Raw genomic sequence first — 21,584 nt, 5'->3', positions numbered from 1 at the left:
TGATACTGCCTTTAGAGTAAATGCCGTTTGAACAGTTTATACAAGTACTGATTTCACTTTCCAGAATGGAGGAAAAGTGGAAGTTGCGGCAAAACGAATTATAAACTATGCCTTAATTGACCAACAAGGACCAACCGGTAAGTTCTTCAGCGAAGAAACCAATCCTGAAACTGGCGAAATCCCTTGGTAATAAAAACAGGAAAAGTAAGGAAGAAAACAACCAACCGGTAACATTGTACAAGCATAATGTGGGCTGAACGCCAAAAATTGAGCCTTCAGCTTCTAAGTACTTTGCCGTGAGAAGACAGTAAATCGTTTTGAAAACCCACCCCTACGCTGGTACGTTACTGTTCCCTCTGTAAATCACGAAAGAAGACATCTATCTACATGCTGATGAGAGTGATGAATTCATAGGTCATCTGGTACAAACTTTTGGGATAGGCTTTGAGGAGTTAGAGCTTTACAGCGGCATGACTTTTCAGGAGCTGATAGATACTATTATTGTAAAGTCTGGCCAACCTCTTGCAAATGACTGCACAACCCAGATCGCGTTCTACAAAGTAAGACGGGTCATGGTAGAGGAACTTGGCATTGACAAAGAACGCATACAACGTAATGCTGCGTTAAAAGACTTATTCCCAAAAAGAATTAGAAAAAGGAACCTGGGCATTATAGGTAACCAGCTAGGCATACAGATTGACTACTTTCAGGCCCCCGGTTGGTTTCAGTTGGCTGGTGCGGCCGCTCTCATTGCTTCATTTGTCTTGCTGTTTTTCAACGAACTGATAGGTGCATGCACCTTCATCTTCACGCTGAGCCTAACTTTCATAGCCAACACATGGGGAGTTACCCTTCCAATGAATACCCTAGGTGACCTTGTAGAAAGGATAACAATGGATAATCTGATGAAATTGAGAGAAGACAAGTCGTCTATAAACCCAAAGGAGATAAGAATGACAATTTTAAAACGAATAGACCACCTCCAAGGGCTTGAAAAAAGAGAACTTGCACCGGAACAGAAAATAGTATTCGGCTGAACAAGCACAGGGCCTAACAGGTACCACTATTCTGCAGGGGACAAAAGCTTGGCACACGCCCGCGTTGCCGGCAGTAAAGCAACAGGTAAATTAAATAATGGAGAAGCCTAAGATAGAAAGACATCCTTTTCAAAGATATATGGAACTGTTTTTTATTGTTCATCCCAATTTTTATCTGGAATATAGCTCTGGCCCATAAATTCCCGAAGGCATTTCAGCCTGAAATCTTCTGGAATAAAATCCCAGCTTTTTTGACATATGGAGAAAATATTTCCCGGGTGATCATTGTTACGATCGCCTTAGGTATGCCCTTAAAAGTGGTAACAAGTCTACAGAAGAAAGGTCTGTTTCTTTATGCTACCGGAGCCTTACTGTACTTTGCCTCATGGCTACTTTTGATCTACGTACCAGATAGCCAATGGAGCAATACTGTCTGGGGATTTATGGCACCTGCTTATACACCGTTATTATGGTTACTAGGAATGGGAATGATAGGTGATGCCTTCTATTTTAAACTCCCGTTTAAACGTTGGTATTTCATTCTGGCAGCAATTATCTTTTTAGGATTCCATAACCTTCACACCTACCTCATTTTTAGCAGGACCCATTGATACCAGATGACTAGAGGCGGAACATCTTGTAAACTGCTTTACCGCTAACCGTGCCCGGCAAATGCGACCTTGACTGTCTTACCGCCACTCTGATTTCTGTAAGGGAACTTTAACGCTAGTTTCTCCCCCCTTCCGCAATCCTTACAACATGGGCTGTAAATGTTTGCACCTTTTCTTATTCCTAGCAGGGGCCCATTCTACTCAATTAACTACATGCCTGAAATTTAAAGATTTCAGGTTCTTTTTCAACCACCTCACAGGGCTACAGGAGCCAAGCAGTCTCAGATGCTCCCCACTTTTGGCCTGCCAGAGCATCTGGTCGCGTTATGTAGGAACTGGACAAACTACTGCAGGACCCAATTTAATCACATCCAGGAAAGACTTCAGCCTAGAGTGATGTATCATGACGCCACCCCAGTTCTAAATGAGAAAGTACAATAGCGCCATTTCAACTATCTTTGCCAGGAGGACCATGCATGAACATTGGGGCAATGCCAGCTTTGTTCAACTTTTTGGCTTTCGTTTTCCCTGTGCCAGTATACCCAGATATTTGAACCATTTCAAAAGCAAACACACCCTCCCCAATATTTTAACGCTATATGAAGCCCACGTTGATCCTGGTCCTGTTCCTCGTATTCTTTTCTGGCAGGTTAGCCGCACAAACAAAATCTATTCATGAGCAAAAGTTTATCCCCATTGGCGGGATAGAGCAGTGGGTGACCATTAGCGGGGAAGATAAAACCAATCCTGTAATCCTGTTTCTGCATGGAGGCCCCGGCAGCAGCATGAGTCAGTATGATGACGCCATCTACGGCTACTGGAAAAAAGATTTTGTTCTGGTGTACTGGGACCAGCGGGGGGCAGGAAGGACCTTCGGGCGTAATGCGCCTGCAAAGGTCACCGAAGACTACTGGATAGAAAACCCATTGACGGTAGAGCGCATGACAGCAGACGGAATTGAGCTTTCTGAGTACCTGGTCAAACACCTTGGGAAGCGGAAAATAACCATTATAGGAACCTCCTGGGGATCTGTATTGGGAGCCAGCATGGCTTTAAAGCGTCCTGATCTTTTCACGGCCTATATAGGCCATTCACAAGTGGTCAACGGAGAAGCAGGATTTCGGCGGGCATTTGAGACTGTTTCAAGATTGGCTCAGGCCGCCAAGGACCAGGAATCTATAAGCAAGCTGGTTGCCTTAGGCCCCCCACCCTATGATGATGCCAGAAAATCAGGCCAGCTCATGCGCATCATCAAAAAGTATGAGCGGGAGAATTCAACTCCTGCCCCCGTTTCATGGTGGAAGGTGCGGAGCGAATATGACAATGAGAAAGACGCCAATGACCGGTATAACGGAGATGACTATTCTTTTCTCCATTACGCCGGCCATAAAGCTATGGGAATCAAATCTATGGAGGTTGGGATAGATTTCATGACAAATGGTTTCCAATATAAAATCCCGGTATACTTTATTCAGGGAGAGGAAGACATTTTAACTGCGAAAGAAGTCACCAAAGCATATTTTGACAAAGTGAAAGCCCCTGAGAAAGAGTTTGTACTTGTGCCTGGCGCAGCACATGGGCACAACCAGGCGGTGATTGACGCACAGTATAAAGCGGTAAGAAAGGCTTTAAAGCGATAGTATTCCAGAAGAACCAGGTCTTCGCATAAAGATGCGTTCATAAAACTGAGGGTCTCCCAGTTATATGAACTGTCGGCCAAAGGCTGCCAGATAAAGTTGTTTACCATCAACCACAAGGTGTGGCTTTCTGCCAACTTAGTTCAGAGAAGAAAGCAGTTTTGAGCTTCCCGTTAGCTGCATATAAAGGTGCCTGTGAAAGCGCCTGCTTGTGCCCTCGTTTTGGTCCTGTTTTCACAAAAACAGCCCAGAAACAGAAATTTACTAGTTGATAAGCCATTAGCGAATGCTTGCGCCAGAAGGTTAAAAGAAAACTCTAAACCACATCTTTGTATAAAGCTTTCTTTTAAGAGCTTGTTTAAATTTTGGTTTTGCGAGCGAAAATTGGGAGCCAAAGGTTCTGACGAAGCGTTTTTTGAGCCGCATAACAGCGCTATGGTGGGAGAAAAATGCGATGTCAGGTTCTTTTGATACCCATTTGCAGCGGAAAAGACAAATTTAAACATGCTCTAAGCCGCAAAGCGCCACACAACTGCCTGCGCTCACACCTTCTATGCCCCGTCACGCTGCTATGTGGCTCAAAAGCTGCTTCCGCAGAACCTCTCTCTGGCACACTTTGCCAGTAAACTCAACATCTCATCATGCGCTGATCAAAACCAATAACTACAGATTACCAGCCCCTATCTCTTCTCTGCCTTGAAAGGCCCATGAAAAAAATTATCAACTGATTTATTGAAGTTTCGTAAAATCATTTACCTTTGAAACGCAAAGTACTTTAATGAATTACCTCACCCCCCGACGTTTGACAACCATCCTAATGAGAATCGCTGAAAAACTTTACAAATCTTAGTGACATTACAGGTATATTTTTTGCCTTTTAACTTTGAACAACAAAGTACTTTAACTACAAACCAAATTTAATTTTTCACCTTAAAATCCACGCATTATGAATCAGCAGCAACATTTGCCAGCCCCCTCCAACCAACCCATGGTCTCTGTAACCCCTGTATTGGTGGGTACCGTGATAGCCTTTCTGGCCATTTCCTTTTTTGTTTTCGGAGTTGATGCCCCACATCCAGAATGGGGCCAGTTCTGGCAGATCAGGCCTTTGACCCTTACCCCTTTAGCCGGTGCAGTGGGCGGAGCTTGCTATTCTTTCCTTCTCCACCTTAGTTCCCGTGGCACTTTGAACAAAACCTTAGCCCTTGTACTGGGAGTGGCTATTTACCTCATCGGGTTGTTCTTTGGTATTGTCCTGGGCTTAGACGGCACCATGTGGGATTAATTTCTCCTTCCTGTTCCATAAAATAAAGTCCATACACCCATGAAAGAGCAAATCCGCATCAGCCTCAACGACCCCAAGCAGCTGGAAAAACTGTACCGGGAGAATAAGGCCTCCTTCAGGCGGGAGTTCAGCGCCCTCTACCCAGAGGTAAAAGGCACCGCCCTGGCTGACTTCTGGAATGAACGCCTACACTACCAAACGGAGGAGCTTACCTGGGGCACCAGCCGGGAGCTGGTATTTGTCATAGTTGCTGCGTTGGTGGCAGGGTTTATTGCCAAAATTCCGGCACTGTTTTCCATTCATGAAGCGTATTTCTACCCCAGGAATATAGGGTTCATCATTTTCCCGGCCTTAACGGCCTATTTTGCCTGGAAGAATAAGCTTTCTGCCGGTACCGGCGCCTTGTTGGTGGGTGCCACGTTAGCAGGACTTCTATTCATCAATTGGCTGCCTGCCACTCAGAAGAGCGATACCCTCCTTCTGTCTTGCGTTCATTTGCTCTTGTTTCTGTGGTCTATCCTAGGCGTTTCTTTTGTAGGGAGGCCGCAAAACTCGCTGGACAGAAGACTGGGGTATCTCCGGTACAATGGTGACCTGCTGGTCATGACCACGTTAATAGTACTAGCGGGTGGCATCATGACGGGCGTTACCATTGGGCTCTTCTCCCTCATTGGGTTTCAAATTGAAGAGTTCTATTTCCAGAATGTGGTAGTCTTTGGGCTACCGGCAGCCCCCATCTTAGGCACCTACCTTACCCAAACCAATCCGCAGTTGGTTGGGAAAGTTTCACCCGTCATTGCCCGGATTTTCAGCCCCCTGGTACTCATCATGCTGGTGATTTATCTGGCGGCAATGGTGTATTCTGGCAAAGACCCCTACAATGACCGGGAGTTCCTGCTTATTTTTAATGCGTTGCTGGTTGGCGTGATGGCCATCATCTTCTTTTCAGTGGCAGAAACTTCAACGTCGGGTAAAGGCCGGGCAGAAGTCTGGGTTCTGTTCTTTTTGTCTGCGGTTACGGTGCTTGTAAACGGACTGGCCCTGTCTGCCATCTTGTTCAGGATAACTGAGTGGGGAATTACCCCTAACCGCGCCGCCGTGCTGGGAGGAAACCTGCTCATGCTGCTCAACCTTCTCTGGGTGACCTCCCAACTTTACCGGGTCCTTTTAAAGAAGTCTGACCTCACCCAGGTAGGCAAACCCATTGCTGTTTTCCTGCCCCTCTATGTGGTTTGGACCATCATTGTAACGTTTTTATTCCCGCTACTCTTCGGGTTTAGGTAAGGGCGGTGGCAGTGTACCCTTGGGCTAGTGTAACATTCGGCCCACAGGCTAAAATTTACCACCCAAGGGGCCGGTGAAGCTCAACATGGGCAGCCTCACCGGCACTATGGCGGGAGAAAAAGGCCAACGCCAGGTTCTTGCAAAGGGAATTTTCAATACAAATGACAAATACTAACATGCGCTTATCACAGAGAAGGAATAACCAATGGGAAAAAACGTAAATCTGGAAAGTATCTTCAACTGGGCGTTTGGCGTCTTACTGGTGGCAATAGGCGTATTGAACCTGCTGCTGGTGCACCCCGTTCCGGGCATTGCCTACTTTCTTCTTGCTTGTATCTACCTGCCTCCAGCCAGCTTCCTGCTCAGGAAATGGTTTGACTTCACTGTTCCGTTATTGCTGAAAATCCTGTTCGGGCTGGTGATCCTCCTGTTCACCCTTGGGGTGAGTGATGTAGGTGACATGCTAGACAAATGGTAGAACTAGACATAAGCAAAGAAAACCGAGTCGCCCACGCTTCACTACAGGACAGATGCGTATCTCAACCAAATTAGATCGGCTTTATGCACAAGCAAGGGGTAACCGGTGGCTTTATCTGTTTGCCATCTTCAACAGGGTGGCACTGGCCGCAGGGTTTCTGCCTTCAGGCATGACAAAAATTCTGGGGGAGCGGTTTACGGTGTTATCGGTGAACCACCCCATGGGGAATTACTTAGAAGCCCTCTACCATACCGGGTACTACTACACCATGATAGGGGTGTTGCAGGTGGCGGCGGCCCTTCTGTTATTGATCCCCAGAACCGCCCTCCTGGGTGCCCTCCTCTACTTTCCCATCATCTTTAACATCTGTATCCTATCAATATCGGTGCGGTTTGAGGGGTCTTTTGTCACCTCACTCTTAATGGTGCTGGCCAACTTGTATCTGCTTTGCTGGTATTACCCCACCTGGAAACTGATCCTCCCTATCAAGCATGAAACCGCACCCGCAGCCCTGCCCCGGTGGAAAGAGTTGAACACAAAATTCCCAGCCATGTTCTTTGCGGGAGTTGGGGTTGCCGTGGCATTGGTGATGGTGTGGTTCTTCTACGGGTATGAACTAATGCCTTACAACAGCCTAAAACAATGCCAAACACAGTGCCCCGAGACTGACAACCCGGCCGCCTGCTTCAATTTCTGCGACTGTATTCATCAAAACGGCCAATCCCTTGCAAAGTGTTTAGAAGCGTATGAGCTCTCTAAGGAATGAGTGTCCCCTTCACACCTCTACGTTCTTCTCCCATCTTCCGGCCGGGTCTATAATAAGGAACCTTTAAGGGATCACAAGCCCCTTTTACCCCATCCGGCACCGGTGCCCTTCAAGAGGGATTGGCAAAACCCCCACTCCTGTTTTCGGCCTGTTTTTCAGAAAACAGGCCGAAAACAGGAATGTAGCCCCCTGGTGCATCTCCATCAGAGGTTTCCTTGTTTTTAGCTTCTGCTTGAAACGTATTACCGCAGGCCCTACCTGCTTCGCCCTTCCTTCGCCGTCTCTCTTATTCTTCAGGTTCTGGCCCCAACAGGTAGTAATACTGAATCTTCTGCAGATACACCCCGTAAGAAAAAGCTGCTAACATCTTGAAAACAAGTATTAAATTAATTTGAAGAGCATGACAGTTAAATTAAAACCCCTTAAAGAGCAGGTAATAGTGATCACGGGCGCATCCAGCGGAATAGGCCTGGCCACTGCCAAAGCGGCCGCCCGGAAAGGAGCCAAAGTAGTCTTGGCCGCGCGTAACCGGGAAGCCTTGATAGAAATAGAGCAGGAAATCAGGAACGAGGGCGGGCAGGCTTTCCACTGCGTGGCCGATGTAGGGCACAAAGAGGAGGTTCAATGGATTGTAGACGTGGCCATGCAGGAGTTTGGGGGCTTTGACACCTGGGTAAACGATGCCGGCGGCTCTATCTACGGCCGTTTAGACGAGGTCTCTGATGAAGACAGCCGCCGTCTGTTTGACACCAACTACTGGGGTGTGGTTTACGGTTCCCTAGCCGCCGCCAGGCATTTGAGAAACAAAGGCGGTGCCATTATCAACCTGGGCAGCGAGGTTTCAGATATTTCTTTGCCGTTACAGGGCATGTATGCCGCCAGCAAACACGCCGTGAAGGGCTTCACAGATGCCCTGCGCATTGAACTGATGGAAGACAAAGCCCCGGTCTCCGTAACCCTGATCAAGCCAGCCGGGATTGATACGCCGTTCCCTGAGCACGCCAAGAACTATACGGGCAAAGCGCTCACCTTGCCCGCGCCAGTCTATACGCCAGAGGAAGTAGCCCATGCTATCCTTACGGCGGCTACCACTCCGTACCGTGACATCATGGTGGGCGGCGGCGGAAAAGTCATGAGCGCCCTCAACAAGCGTTTCCCGGGCATGATGGACTGGGTAAGCTCAAAGGTAATGTCACAGGAGCAGGTAGAAGATGGCCAGCCCGTGAACAGAGAGGGCTCTCTGCACCAGCCTTCTACGGCAGGCAATGTACGCGGCAACCACAAAGGCTATGTCATGAAAACCAGCCTGTACACCCGCGCGGTTACTAACCCGGTAAAAACAAGTGTATTGGCCCTGGCGGCGGGCGCAGCGGTGTTGGCTTTGCTCAACAACAACAAAAAGAACGGCAAGCAGCCCGGGAGAAAAAGGTATGTAACCGGTAGCCGTACCACCCCTGCAGCCCCTACTACCCCTACTACCCCGGCCGCTACAACCACAACCACTCCGGCCAGCAACCAGACTGGCTACGGCAGTGTCACCAATACGGGTTTCTAATCTGCTGATGCCCCTTTAAACCGTTGAATAGGTGGTACTGCCAAAAGGTGGTACCACTTTTTTTTAGCCGTCTGCTTTCTGGTTTGGAAAGCACATCTTCCCTGGTATAAAAAGCTATAGCTAAAAGACATACTATGCCACGTACCGTGAGGCTCCTGTTACCAGAAAAAATCTTTCCTGTTTTGGCGCTATTTTTCAGAAAACAGCCCCAAAACAGGAAAGCAGCCGCACTACGCGTAATGCCGTACAACGTGTAATGTTGAAATAGCTTGCAAAAAGAGCTTCCGTCTGTACAGGCACCTAGATGTAAAAGATGGGCACCGCCACTTTGCGGACATTTCCGGGTTATCTTTACTGGGGGGCATGAAGAGGAGTGCTAAAGAAAAAAGCCATGTCCCCGTTCTAATATAAAAGGAAGTGCTTCTGTTTTCGGCCTGTTTTTCAGAAATCAGACCGAAAACAGAAGCATTTTTTCGGCTACGCCGATATGCTATTTATTGGCTGTCTCTAACAAAGGCCGAAGCCGGAATCTGCGCCTTGGCAACTCCCGGTCCCTCCCACTGCAGGACAAGCTGGGGTTGGGCGGTGGCACCTTTCAGACTGTACAGCTTAATAGGATGCAGCCCCGCTTTCAAGTTGATTTTGCCCTGTTTTTCTGAATTGGCGGCATACCCATAATCGGCGTCAATGACCAGCGCCTCGTGCAGGCGCAGCACCGCTCCCTTGTGGGTGGTGAGAGTGAACGTATAAGTGCCGTCTGCGGGCACTTTCAGATACCCTTCAAAATAGAGCGCGCCTTTGTTCTTGTCTTTGGTCACCGCCGCATCTGGCTTGCCGGCCTGGCCTTCGGCCGAAGGCGTGAGGTTCACCACCTGCGGCACCCACCCAAAGTTGCCGTTAAAGGCTTTCCAGACAAGACCCGGTTTGGTGTTGGCCACGGCTACCGCGGGCACCAGTTCATTGTCATACGGTCTAGCGGCTTGCGCGTCTGGCATGCGGGATTGCAACACTTTGGCTTTCATCTGTTGCTGCAGTTGGGCCATACCCGGCTCCTGGGCCAGGTTCTTGGTCTGCTGCGGGTCTTTCTCCACGTTGTAGATTTCAAAGTCATCTGCGTGCCCCTGAATATCATAGCGTACACCCACCAAATCATCTAGCCTGATGAGCTGCATCTGGTTGCGCTTCTTACTGCGGTGGCTTGGGTGAAACTCCGCAAAATCTGGCGACTTGCCATTGTTGAAGTACTCCACGTACACCAGGCTCTTGGGCTGGGTGCCGCTTTTGGTCAGGCCGGGCAACAAGGATACGCCATCGGCTTTGGCGGGGGCGGGTACCCCGGCGGCGGCGGCAAACGTGGTGAACCAGTCATGGCTGGCGTTGGGTGTTTTCATCACGTGGTTCGCAGGGATTTTACCTGGCCACCAGGCCAGCGCCGGCATGCGCACGCCGCCTTCCAACACATCACGTTTCACCCCGTCAAACGGCCCGAAACTGTTGAAAAAATCAGGGTCATTCTTTACCTTTTCCAGATAAGACTCCAGGCTGGGGCCGTTGTCTGAGGTGAAGACCACCAGTGTGTTCTCATCTAGCTTCAGGTCTTTGAGCAGTTGCAACAAATCGCCCACGGCGTCATCTATGCGGCGCACCGAGGTGGCGTACCGCTGGTACACGTTGGGCCAGGACACCTCTGGGGTTGCCGCATTTTTGTCATGGTCATAGGTAGCCTTGGCGTAGTCTGGATGAATCCAGGAGTCTACGGTGCCCGAGGCGGTGTTGATCATCTGCCCCGGCTTACCCGTCCATTGCAGACCGCCTTTTAATCCACCTCCGGCAGGATATTCCTGTGTGGGAAGTTCCAAGACAGCATGGGGCGTGTCATAGGCCAGGTAAATAAAGAACGGATTCTCTTTGCCTTTGCTCTTGGTGTGGTCAATAATCCACTGCTTGGTTTTGGCGGTCCAGAGGTCGGCGGTGTAGCATTTGTTTAAGCCGGCAGAAACTTCCTGGCGGTTTTCATAGACTTCTTTGGGGCCGCGGTACACGCCCTCTACCGGGTAATGCTCGTGGCCGTCGCCGTGACGCATGTAGCCGTAGTAGTAGTCAAAACCACGGTCCAGCGGGTGGGCGGTCCATTTCTCGCGCTGCCCCTGCAAGCCCCATTTCCCGAAGGTGGCCGTTGCGTAGCCCACTTGCTTGAGCAGGCTGGCAATGGTGTGGTTGTTGTCCAGGGCTTTGTCAAACTGGTTGTCGCGCACGTTGGCGTGGCCCTGGCTCTGCCCCAGCAGAAAAGACGCCCGGGACGGCGCGCACACCGGCGCGGCGGCATAGTGGCTGTTGAGAATAGCGCCCTGGTTGGCCATTCTATCCAGGTTGGGCGTAAAGGCCCAAGGTTCGCTGCGGTCGTTCTTCTTCTGGCGCTGTTTCTGGAACAGCACGCCCAAGTCACCATACCCTAAATCATCTGTTAAGATGAAGATGATGTTGGGCTGCTTTTTCGGCACCGCCGATGGTTTCCTGGCCAGCCCTACCGCCTGCGCGGAAAAAAGTGCCCCTACTAGTAGAAGGGCTACGCTTCGTTTCAAAATTCTCATGTACGGTACGCGGGGTTTTATTTGTTATTCTTCCGCCCGCGGGCGGAAGGTGTAGTTGTTTTCTAATGTGCTAAGAGCGGCCGTTTTTAGCCTGTTTTCAGAAAATCAGCCCCAAAACGGAAATTCCAGTTTCGGCTTTCTCATCTTGGCTCTTCCGGATTTATCTTGGCTCTTCCGGATTTCTAATCCGGAAGTTTCTACTTCGTGGATTTCCAATCCCCGTTTTCCGTCCTCCCGCCTTGTTAAATGCGGGGATTACAAATCCCCAGTTACTTAGTTCGGGATTACAAATCCCGAACAGCTGGTGTAGCTAGCGCAGCATTCTTCCTGTTCTCTTGCTCTTCAGGATCCGCTCTTCCGGATTTCTAATCCGGAAGTACACTGCCGGGGATTTCCAATCCCCGCGCCTGCTATTTACCAACTGGTGCGCCACGGGGATTAGAAATCCCCGACAGAATGGTTCGGGATTACAAATCCCGAACAGCTACGGAAATCCTGAACAGCTACGCAGCTACGAAGAAATCCCGAACAGCTACGTTACGTCTTGGCTCTTCCGGATTAGAAATCCTGATTACCGAACACGGCCAATTACATCTGGGGTAGCAAGCACAACTACGCTACAACTCTTAGATTTTAATTCCTTCACTAAGTTTCCGTTTTCGGCCTGTTTTGGCCAAAACAGGCCGAAAACAGGAATCAATCCTCGTCTTCTTTTTGCTTCTTCTTTTTTCCGCCGGGGGCGGGAGCTTGGCCAAAGAGCGGGTTCTTTTCCTGCGGGATTTTCGCGTCGGTGGCCTTTACCCATTTAAGCAAGTCGGCCACCAGTTCATCTCGTTTGGCAGGCTGCTTGCTGGCCAGGTTGTTCTTCTCGCCAATGTCTTGCCTGAGGTTGTAGAGCTCTACGCTGTTGTTACTGGCTATTTTGCTTTGGCCACCGTCTAAAACCCATTCCTCATGGAACAGATGCAGTTTCCAGTCGCCTTTCCGGATGGTGGTTACCGGGCGGGCCCGGAAGTCATTGTCGCGGGAGCCGGGGTCTGGTTTGTCCAGGTACCCGGGGAAGTGCCAGAAGATAGAGGACCGCTGCAACGCGTTTCCGCCTTTGAAGAGTTTGACCAGGCTCTCGCCGTCCAGGGTTTTGGCTTTGGGCTTGGTGAAACCGGCCGCGTCCAGGAACGTGGGGAACAGGTCTACATTGATAATGGGCGTCTCATTCTGAGTACCCGCTTTGATGACGCCGGGCCAGCGGGCAATAAACGGCACACGGATGCCCCCTTCATAGTACATGCCTTTGAAACCGCGCAGCGGGTCTGCCGGTGATTGCGGCAAGGCGCCGTTGTCTGAGGTGAAGATGACCAATGTGTTTTCCTCCAGGCCCAGGTCTTTCATTTTCTTAAGCAGCAAGCCTACGCCATCGTCCATCTGCGCGTTCATGGCCCCATATTTCTCGTGGCTTTGGTAAGTGCCTTTTTTGCCTTTCATCTTGGCGTACATCTCGTCGCGGGCCTGAATGGCCATGTGCGTGGCGTGGTGCGAGACATAGATAAAGAACGGACGGTTCTTGTTTTCCTCCATAAATTGGATGGCCCCGTTGGTAATTTTGTAGATGCCTTTGGGGTCATTGTTTTGCTCAAATTCTTCCTGGCTGGGCGGCTCAAACGAACCGTCTACGTCAAAGCCCTGGTCTTTAGGCAGCGTGCCTTCTTTTCCGCCCAGATGCCACTTGCCAAACATGGCCGTTTTGTAGCCCGCGTCGCGGAGGCCCTCGGCGAGGGTGTACATGTTGGGCGCCAGCGCATTGGTGTTGGGAATGGGCTCCAGCCGCATTTTCTCTACCGGCCCGCGCTTAGAGTTATAGACCGCATAAATGCCGTGGCGCGGTGTGTAATTGCCCGAAATCAAACAGGCACGGCTGGGGGCGCAGTTTCCGGCGGCGGCGTAGGCGTTGGTGAACACCATGCCCTGCTTGGCCAGTGCGTTCAGGTGCGGCGTCTGGTAGAAATCGCTGCCCGTGAACCCGGCGTCTTTCCAGCCCATGTCATCAATGAAAATGAGCACGATGTTGGGTTTCGTGGCCTTGTTCTGCGCCTGTACCCCAAGACTAAGCATGAGGCAGGCCAACAACGCCAGCGTGTAGTTTTTATATTTCATAAGAGATTTTTTTCAGAAGCTCGTTCCGCTTTTCCAGCTCGCCCACAAGCTCCGTTCAAGAGGACATATTTGATAAAGGTGATGTACAGATTTGCGTCTATCGTCAGCTGCCGTATTTCGTTTTCTGTTTTCGGGCTGTTTTTCAGAAAACAGCCCGAAAACAGAAAATCGGCTTTCCCTAAGATGCCTAAATAGCGCAAAGGTTTAATAGGCCCAGCCAACCTAAACATCTAGTTAATAACAGGGTATTTTATTCATTCTTACAGCGGCCTGATAATGTAGCCGTACGCGTAGCTCTTGCCCAGCAACCGGTACGGGTCATGCGGCGGACGGCCCCAGCTGTTGTCTCCACCCACGCCACGCTGTTTGAAATCAACATGAACGTTCACCAGCGGCCGCTCTACCACGTCATTGATGTGCTGGTTTTTCTTGGTGTTGCCCGGGTCAAAGTCTTCGTCATAGTACGGCATGGCCGAAAAGCTCAACGGTTGCAGGCCTTCCACCAGCACGCCTTTGCCGTTGCCATTGGTGAGTTTGAGCCAGCGGCCGTCGGTGCGGTTGCCGTTGGCCTGCGGCCGAATGTATTTCACGTACTGGTTCTGCACTTTGTCCTGGTACACGCCAATGTGTGCCGCATGTTTACGGTCTTCATAGTTTTCCCAGGGGCCGCGGCCGTAATATTCAAAGTTCTGGTATTGCTTGTTCACGTCAAAACGCATTCCAAACCGGGGCATTTCGGGGAACTTGTTGTCACCCAGCTGCACGGCAGATTCTACTTTGAGCGAACCGTCTGGCCGAAGTGTGTAGAATACTGAATACTCGGCGTTAGAGAAGTTGAGCTGGTGCGTGAGTCTGACAATGATTTGGTCGTTTTTCTCGTCAACATCAAACCTTTTCAAGGGCAGGTTTTTATGGGCCGAGCGCCAAATACCGCCCCACTCCTGCATGTGGTTGCCCCAGTCATTGTCGGTGGGCGCGCGCCAGAAGTACGGCTCCGGCATCTTCTCCAGAACGGCTTCGCCTTTCTTGGTGTAGCTCACTACCTCCCCTTTTTTGGTATTGAACACCACGGCAAAATCACCGGCAGAGACGGTAAGCATGTTCCCTTTTTTCTCCTGGGTTACTTTTCCTTTAGCTGCCGCTTTGGCTACCTGTTCGAAATAGCTTTTCTCATCTGACAGGCTGAATTGATGGCGCGCCACCTCGTGCCCGGCGGGTACCATGGGCCGCTCGTTTCTGGTGACGGCAAACACGTTGAGCAAGTACTCTTTTGAATTGTCCAAATTGTTCGGCAAAGCCAGGGTGGCGGTTCCGTCCTGGCGGGCGGCCAGGTTCATCGTCACGGTACCAGTTTTCACCGCTTTGCCGTTTTCCAGCAGTTCCCACTTCAGGTCATACTCGTTCAGGTTGGTGAAGTCGTGCAGGTTTTTGACCGTCAGCTTCTTGGTTTTCTGGTCAAATGCCGGGAACAAGATGTAAGAGTAATATTTCTTTACCTCGTACAGACCGGGGTGCGGATTGCGGCTGGCGTCTACCAGGCCGTTGGCGCAGAAGTTCTCATCGCTGCGCTCGTTGTGGCTGCCCAAATCTCCGCCGTAGGCCCAATACTCACGGCCATAGGGATCTTTCTGCCGGAAGCCCTGATCTACCCAGTCCCAGATACAGCCGCCCTGCATGTGCTTTGATGAATAGATAATGTCCCAGTACTCCTTGAAGTTACCGCTGCTGTTGCCCATGGCGTGCGAGTACTCACACATAATGAACGGACGGGTCTGCGGTTTGCTGGCGTACTCCTTCATGATTTCAATGGAAGGGTACATAGGCGCGACCACATCGGTGTTCTCATGTTTCCAGGCTTGCTCAAACATGACGGGGCGGCTGGGGTCGCGCTTATTAATATACTTGTGGGCGTCTTTGAACACCTGGCCGTTGCCGCACTCATTGCCCATGCTCCAGAGAATAATGGCCGGGTGGTTCTTGTCGCGCTCCAGCATGCGGTTGATGCGGTCATTGTGGGCGTTCACCCAGTCTTTGCGGTACGCCGGGTGCGGAATGGTGTCATAATTGCGTTGGTAGTGAGCGCCCATGCCGTGGGTTTCAATGTTGGCCTCGTCCACCAAATAAAGGCCGTACTGGTTGCAGAGTTTGTACCAGCGCTCATCATTGGGGTAATGCGAATTGCGCACGGTGTTGATGTTGAACAGCTTCATGAGCCTGATGTCTTTGAGCATCATTTCCTCGGTGGGAACGTGGCCCAAAAACTCGTCATGTTCATGGCGATTCACGCCTTTCACGTAAATGGCCACGCCGTTCACCAGCAACTGCCCATCTTTAATTTCAGAGCGCCTAAAGCCAATCTGGGTGCCAATTACTTCTGGCGTGCCTTGCAGGCTGGCCGTAAACGAATACAGGTTGGGGAATTCAGAAGACCATTGTTTCACGCCTTTCAACACTTCCTGCGGGAACTCTACTTTGGTCTCAGTGCCGGTGGGTGTAAAGGTTTTTTGCAGTTGCTTCACGGTTTTCCCGGCGGCGTCCAGCACTTTCAAATTCACGGTGTACTGGCCTTTGGCCGATGGCGTGTGCACCAGAAACCAAGGCTTGAGCGTACCGGCTTTGTAATCTGGCGTAAGATTGGCGTTCACCTCAAAATCCACGATGCGGGCGGGGTGGCGGGCCACTAGATACACATCGCGCTCAATGCCGGTGAGGCGCCAGAAATCCTGGTCTTCCAGGTAACTGCCGTCATGCCAGCGCAGCACCTGCACCGCCAGCACGTTCTCACCCGCTTTTAGGTATTGGTTGATATGGAACGTAGCCGGAGACTTAGATACTTTGGAAAAACCTACTTCTTGCCCGTTGAGCCACACATAGGCCATGCCCGTAATAGACCCGAAGTTCAGGTAAATGTCTTTCTCTTTCCAGTCGGCCGGCACGGTGAAGGTGGTGCGGTAAGAGCCCACCGGGTTGTTGTCATGCGGAATGAACGGCGGGTTGGCCGGGAACGGGTAAATCACGTTGGCGTAAATAGGAATCCCAAAGCCTTCCAGTTCCCAGTTAGACGGCACTTTGATGTCGTTCCACTTGGAGGCGTTGAAGTTGGGTTGGAAGAAATCCTTGGGCCGGTCGGCAGGGCGGGCCACGTAGTTGAATTTCCAGGTGCCGTTCAGGCTTTTGTAGTACGGTGATTTCTCGGCCTTGTCAGTAATGGCGTCTTTCTCATTGGCGAACGGCAGGAACGTGGCCACCGGTTTCTCTTTGTTAAGCTCCACCAGTTCGGGGTTCTCCCATTCTTTGAACGTGAACTTCTGGGCTGCTACCCGCTTGGAAGCCAAGGCACACACTAAGACAAACACTACAAGCAATCTTACCATTTTTGTCGTTGACATTACGTTGAGGAGAGGTTGTACAATGAGGTAAGGGGAAAAGCGTTTTTGACCTGTTTTCTGAAAAACAGGTCAAAAACAGCGAAAGCTGTCTCCTCCTCTGTTTTGTGGTTACTTCTCCAGAGTTCGTTGCTCTACGCCTATTCCCGTTCTTACTATCCAACAGCAATGATAGCTTCAAATTAACCTCCTCCTTGTAAATTTTGTCACCTGGTCTTTAAAAGCCAGCAGCCAGATACAGAAAGGGCACAACTTTGAGACAATTTGCACCATAAAGAAAAGCACCCATCTAAATGGGTGCCTTTCAGTCTACAAACACTCCTATAATTTTCAGAAGAGACAGGCTCCTTCATAGTGGAAGCTCTTCCCCTGCGTATTACCTGTAACTGTTCGCCTTCTACTGAGACGGTTTCAACGTCTCTACTTTTTGCTCAAAGGCAACGGCTTAGGTGTGGTGCTGGGGCCTTCCACTACCAGTTTGCCGTCTTTGGTGATTTGCATGGGGTCAATGAACACCACGCGCTCGTCACCGGTGGCTTTGGTGCGGCCGTGGTACACGCAGAACATTTTCCCGTCTGGGGCAAACGCAATGCTGTTGTGGCCGGTGCCCGTCACGTCACCGCCTTTGCCCGTGTTTTTCTCCAGGATGGGGTTGTTGGCCGCTTTCTTGAACGGCCCCAGCGGACTTTTAGCCGTAGCGTAGCCTACCGCGTAGTTCTCGCCCCCGAAGTGGTTGGCCGAGTACATCATGTAATACTGGTCCCCGTGTTTGAAGGTGTAAGAGCCCTCGGTCCAGCGGCGGTTCACTTCTTTGGAGGTCACCGAGCGGCTTTCCCACTCGCTCTGGGCATCATTCATTTTCACGGGCGGGCGCAGCAACAGCACCGGTTCGCCAATCACACCGCTGAAGTCAGGTTTCAGCTCTACGCCGTAAATCCAGCTTTCCTCAATCTCTTGGTATAGGCCGGTTTTCTTCGCCCAGGTGGCCACTTCGCTCTCTACCGGGTGTTTGTAGCAGCAGCGTGAGTAGTAGAGGTACATTTTGCCGTTGGGCTCAAAGTACACGTTGGCGTCAATGATGGGGTAACCGGGGTCAAAGAGCGGCTTGTCTGAGATGTTCTTGAATGGCCCGGTGGGTTTGTCGGACACGGCCACGCCAATCCGGAAGTTCTCCAGTTCATTGGTGGGGTTGTGCCGCCAGTCGGCGCTGTAGAACATGTAGTACTTGCCTTTCACTTCGTAAACCTCTGGGGCCCAGAAGTTCTTCACGTCCCAGGAACCGGGCGTGTTGCCGTAAAACACCTGCCCCTCGTTTTTCCAGTTCACCAGGTCTGGCGAGGAATACGTAGCGAAGCCCTTTTTAGCGCCACCGCCGGTGCCGTACATATAGTACAGTTTGCTGGCTTTGTCATACAGCACGTACGGGTCGCCAAACTTGACGTTCAGCGGATTTTTATATTGGCCGCCTTGGCTGGTGGCTCCTTGGGCCGGGGTAGAAGTTTTGGCTTTGGCCGCGGGCGCCGATGTCTGGCCCTGGCACGCCGGGCTTGCCAGCAACAACCCGAAGGCCACCACTAAGTATTTGTTTCTTTTGAACATGTAAAAAACGGTTGAGTGTTCTTCCGCCGCGGCGGAAAACCTTAAAATTTAACTACAGCGCATTTCTCCCGCGCCAGCGGCCAGTCTCTTCATCTTCCGTTTCCGGGCTGTTTTCTGAAAAACAGCCCGGAAACGGAAACCAAGGTTACTTGCTGCTGTGGGTCAGTTTAAACCAATCAAAGGCGGCGGTGGCTCCGGCGGGGCCTTTGGCGCTCAACCCAACGCGCACGCCCCGGTCCCACGGCGGCAGGAACGAACCGTCTATGGGTTGGGCGTTGCCTGGGGTGGTCCATTTCTGGCCATCTGGGCTAAAGCTGAAGCTCAGTTTGTTCCCATCTTGCACCTCTACCTTGAACTGCAAGGTTTTGGCTTGCGGTGCGGGCACGCGGGCTACGTCAGTGGCTTGTTTGCGTTTCACCTGCCATACCACCACATTGCCGTCCTGCACGCCAATGCCCACTGAGTTATTGGGGTCGCCAAAGGCGGAAAGCCCGGCCATGGTACCTTTGGGCAGACTGGCTACGTCAAGCGCGGCAGTGGCCGTGTAGTTCCCGGTTTTGGTGCGCTGGCCCAGCATGCTGCCAACGGCCTCAGGATGGGCTTTCAACACCAATTGCCCGTTGTTGGCGCTACGCACCTGGAACGGCGGGGCCTGTGTCACTGACCATTGCCAGCTTGGGGCCAACGTAGACCCTTTGAATTCGTCATTCACGTCTAATACCTCCGGGGCATTTTTGCTGTACGGCACTACGCTGGAGACGCTGGGCACGCTGCCTTTGAAATACGGCCAGCCATCCTGGTTCCAAGAGATTTCATCCAGCAGACCTTGGCGGCCTGGGTACACAAACGTGCCGGTGGTATAGGCATGGTACAGGAAGAAATCACGGCCGCTCTGGTCTGAGACCACGGTGCCGTGCCCGGCGCATTTCCAGGCGTCGTTCTGCTGCATAATGGGGTTTTTGGCGTATTTCTCCCATGGGCCGCGCAGGTTCTTGGCCCGGGCCACACCCACGCCGTACGTACACTCCCGGCCGCAGCATTTGTCGCCGGCGTAGAACATGTAGTAGTAGCCGTTTTTCCTGACAAGGGCCGGACCTTCCACCAGGCCGCCTTCCCACGTGCCGGGGTCATTGCGGAACAGCTCAAACTTCTCGCCGGTGAGGCCGGTGCGCTCTTCGTTCATGCGCTGGCCCCAGAGCGGCGTGGGCAATCTTCTGCTGTTGCCGTCTTCCTTCCAGATAAGGTACAGATCGCCTTTTTCGTCCCGAATGGGGAAACCGTCAATGGAGCCTACTTCCTGGCACACCAGCGGCCCATGGTCGGTGTAGGGGCCTTTGGGGTTGGTGGCGCTGGCCACGCCCACGCACAGGTTGCCGCCCTTTTTCTTGGCCGTGTAGTAGATGTAGTACTTGCCGTTCTCATACGAGATTTCAGGGGCCCAGAAATGGGCTTCGGCCCAGGCCGGGGATTTTTCAGGGAATACGTGCCCTACCGTTTCCCAGTCTACCAGGTTCTTGGAGTGCAACAGCGGGAAGAGCGGTGCCCACTCAGAAGATGTGGCCGTAGCCCAGTAGTCATCACCCACGCGCACCACCGACGGGTCTGCGTAGTCACCGGGCAGCACCGGGTTGGTATATGCCACAGATCTGGTGGTGGCGTTAACTGGCTGGGGCTGGCTGGCCGTTGAGGTTGCGGTTTGGATATTTTTTTCGGCACAGCCCGTTAACAATAAGCACGCCAGGCCGAAAAGGGGGAGTAGTTTCTTCATATCATTTGCGTATGGCAGGAGCTTCTTTCAACAGCTCGGCCCCTTATAAACATGGGGGTTTAGGCAGGCACCCTTAAGAGGATTGACTGTTTCTGCAGATAGCATGTCTGTTTTTGGCCTGTTTTTTCAAAAACAGGCCAAAAACAGACATCAATTCAAATCTTACGGGGCTTGCAGGTATAATCTTTATTTCTGCACACTGAATTTGTACACACTGCCGGTCTTGTACACCTCCCCTGGTCTCAGCACGGTTGAGGGATAGGCTGGCTGGTTGGGCGAGTCTGGGAAATGCTGGGTCTCCAGACAGAAGGCCGTTCTAAAGTCATCTTTAGCGCCGCCTTTGAAGGTGTTCTTGCCTTTCATGAAGTTCCCTGAATAAAATTGCAAACCCGGTTCCTGGGTCAGGACTTCCATGACAATGCCGCTTTTATCGCCCACCACCGTGGCAGCCTTGTTCATTTTTTTACCAGGGTTAGCCCCCAACACATAGTTATGGTCATAGCCCTTTCCATTCTTGAGCTGCTGGTTGGGCACGTTGATTCGCTCCCCAATTGGGGTTGGCTTAGAGAAATCAAATGGTGTTCCCGCCACGGGTTCTATCTTCCCGAAGGGGATCAGGTTGTTGTTCACCGGTATGTAAGAATCTGCATGAATCTGCAGCTGGTGCCCCAGAATATCACCGCTCCCCTCGCCGTTCAGGTTAAAGAAGGCGTGGTTGGTAAGATTGACCACGGTTGCCTTGTCAGTGGTAGCTTCGTAGTCCATTTTCAGTTCATTATTATCTGTAAGGGTGTAGGTGACCTTGGTTTTGAGGTTACCCGGAAACCCCTCCTCCCCGTCTTTTGACAAGTAAGTGAGCTCAACCGTCTGGGCATTGGGCTGCCGGGCCTCCCACACTACATTCTGGAATCCCTTTTTACCACCGTGCAGGGTGTTGGGGCCATTGTTTACAGAGAGGGCGTATTCTTTCCCGTCCAGGGTGAATTTTCCGTTGGCAATGCGGTTACCGTAGCGGCCAATGGTGGCCCCAAAATAAGGCTCTGTAGTGACTTCGTATTCCTTCACGCTTGGCATACCCACCACCACATCTGTCAGCTTGCCGTTTTTATCAGGCACCAGGAGGCTCACCAGCCGTCCCCCAAAGTTGGTGAAAGAAGCCTGGGCTTTGTTTTTATTGGAGAGGGTGTAGAGAAAGATTTCGGTACCGTCTTGCAGTTTACCAAAGGAAGCTGGCTTAGGCACCGCACCCGTTGCGCTTTCTGATTCTGCCGTGGCAGTTCCCTCTGCCTTGGTGTTGGAATTAGTGGAACATCCTAAAAGGGTGTTGGCCACGCCCACACCAAAACAAGCAACGAGCAGCAAAGAAGGGAGAGTCTTTCGTACTTTCATATCTGGGTTTAGATTTATGATCAAAAAATGTTCTGCCGGGCCCCTAA

15 protein-coding genes are annotated in these 21,584 nt (G+C 51.4%); 8 read left to right on the top strand and 7 right to left on the bottom strand.

Going from position 1 to position 21,584, the window contains the following annotated elements:
• The first annotated feature begins 470 nt into the window (after positions 1-470).
• The 3 genes from FHS90_RS16095 (at position 471) to FHS90_RS16085 (ending at position 3,288) form a co-directional block, all read left to right on the top strand.
• Positions 471-1,037, top strand: a complete 567-nt coding sequence (locus FHS90_RS16095) for a hypothetical protein (RefSeq protein WP_182513808.1) — start codon at positions 471-473, stop codon at positions 1,035-1,037.
• Positions 1,038-1,192: 155 nt separating this feature from the next.
• Positions 1,193-1,648, top strand: a complete 456-nt coding sequence (locus FHS90_RS16090; RefSeq protein ID WP_182513807.1) for a hypothetical protein — start codon at positions 1,193-1,195, stop codon at positions 1,646-1,648.
• 599 nt (positions 1,649-2,247) lie between these two features.
• The gene (locus tag FHS90_RS16085; RefSeq protein ID WP_182513806.1) at positions 2,248-3,288 is read left to right on the top strand and encodes an alpha/beta hydrolase; all 1,041 of its coding nucleotides are present in this window, start codon (positions 2,248-2,250) and stop codon (positions 3,286-3,288) included.
• A 170-nt stretch (positions 3,289-3,458) separates the two neighbouring features.
• Here FHS90_RS16085 and FHS90_RS16080 read toward each other — a convergent pair whose 3' ends face one another.
• Complete coding sequence (locus FHS90_RS16080) at positions 3,459-3,791, bottom strand: hypothetical protein (protein ID WP_182513805.1); 333 nt, start codon at positions 3,789-3,791, stop codon at positions 3,459-3,461.
• 440 nt (positions 3,792-4,231) lie between these two features.
• Here FHS90_RS16080 and FHS90_RS16075 point away from each other — a divergent pair, with 440 nt between their 5' ends.
• The 5 genes from FHS90_RS16075 (at position 4,232) to FHS90_RS16055 (ending at position 8,653) form a co-directional block, all read left to right on the top strand.
• Entirely contained in the window at positions 4,232-4,570 is a 339-nt protein-coding gene (locus FHS90_RS16075) for a potassium transporter KefB (RefSeq protein WP_182513804.1), read from the top strand.
• 39 nt (positions 4,571-4,609) lie between these two features.
• Complete coding sequence (locus FHS90_RS16070; RefSeq protein WP_182513803.1) at positions 4,610-5,854, top strand: hypothetical protein; 1,245 nt, start codon at positions 4,610-4,612, stop codon at positions 5,852-5,854.
• A gap of 205 nt (positions 5,855-6,059) precedes the next feature.
• Positions 6,060-6,332, top strand: coding sequence for a hypothetical protein (locus tag FHS90_RS16065; protein WP_182513802.1), 273 nt, complete (start codon positions 6,060-6,062; stop codon positions 6,330-6,332).
• Between the two features lie 169 nt (positions 6,333-6,501).
• Positions 6,502-7,098 (top strand): DoxX family protein, encoded by a 597-nt coding sequence (locus FHS90_RS16060; RefSeq protein ID WP_343049744.1) that lies wholly within the window; start codon positions 6,502-6,504, stop codon positions 7,096-7,098.
• Between the two features lie 400 nt (positions 7,099-7,498).
• The gene (locus FHS90_RS16055) at positions 7,499-8,653 is read left to right on the top strand and encodes an SDR family oxidoreductase (protein WP_182513800.1); all 1,155 of its coding nucleotides are present in this window, start codon (positions 7,499-7,501) and stop codon (positions 8,651-8,653) included.
• Positions 8,654-9,147: 494 nt separating this feature from the next.
• On the opposite strand, the gene FHS90_RS16050 is transcribed toward FHS90_RS16055, so the two are convergent.
• The 6 genes from FHS90_RS16050 to FHS90_RS16025 all read right to left on the bottom strand — a co-directional run bounded on the left by FHS90_RS16050 (position 9,148) and on the right by FHS90_RS16025 (position 21,537).
• Complete coding sequence (locus FHS90_RS16050; protein ID WP_182513799.1) at positions 9,148-11,244, bottom strand: sulfatase-like hydrolase/transferase; 2,097 nt, start codon at positions 11,242-11,244, stop codon at positions 9,148-9,150.
• Between the two features lie 696 nt (positions 11,245-11,940).
• A complete protein-coding gene (locus FHS90_RS16045) occupies positions 11,941-13,395 on the bottom strand; it encodes a sulfatase (protein ID WP_182513798.1) in 1,455 nt (484 codons plus the stop codon).
• A 260-nt stretch (positions 13,396-13,655) separates the two neighbouring features.
• A complete protein-coding gene (gene lacZ / locus FHS90_RS16040; protein WP_182513797.1) occupies positions 13,656-16,769 on the bottom strand; it encodes a beta-galactosidase, LacZ type in 3,114 nt (1,037 codons plus the stop codon).
• 432 nt (positions 16,770-17,201) lie between these two features.
• A complete protein-coding gene (locus FHS90_RS16035; RefSeq protein WP_182513796.1) occupies positions 17,202-18,380 on the bottom strand; it encodes a glycoside hydrolase family 43 protein in 1,179 nt (392 codons plus the stop codon).
• A 145-nt stretch (positions 18,381-18,525) separates the two neighbouring features.
• The gene (locus FHS90_RS16030) at positions 18,526-20,148 is read right to left on the bottom strand and encodes a family 43 glycosylhydrolase (protein ID WP_182513795.1); all 1,623 of its coding nucleotides are present in this window, start codon (positions 20,146-20,148) and stop codon (positions 18,526-18,528) included.
• Positions 20,149-20,334: 186 nt separating this feature from the next.
• On the bottom strand, positions 20,335-21,537 hold the full coding sequence (locus FHS90_RS16025; RefSeq protein WP_182513794.1) for an aldose epimerase family protein: 1,203 nt from the start codon (positions 21,535-21,537) through the stop codon (positions 20,335-20,337).
• Positions 21,538-21,584 lie beyond the last annotated feature (47 nt).

This window comes from Rufibacter ruber, assembly GCF_014138425.1.
Classification (GTDB): Bacteria; Bacteroidota; Bacteroidia; order Cytophagales; family Hymenobacteraceae; genus Nibribacter; species Nibribacter ruber_C.
The sequence above is the reverse complement of the archived record's forward strand: the minus strand, read 5'-3'. Positions and strand labels throughout refer to the sequence as shown.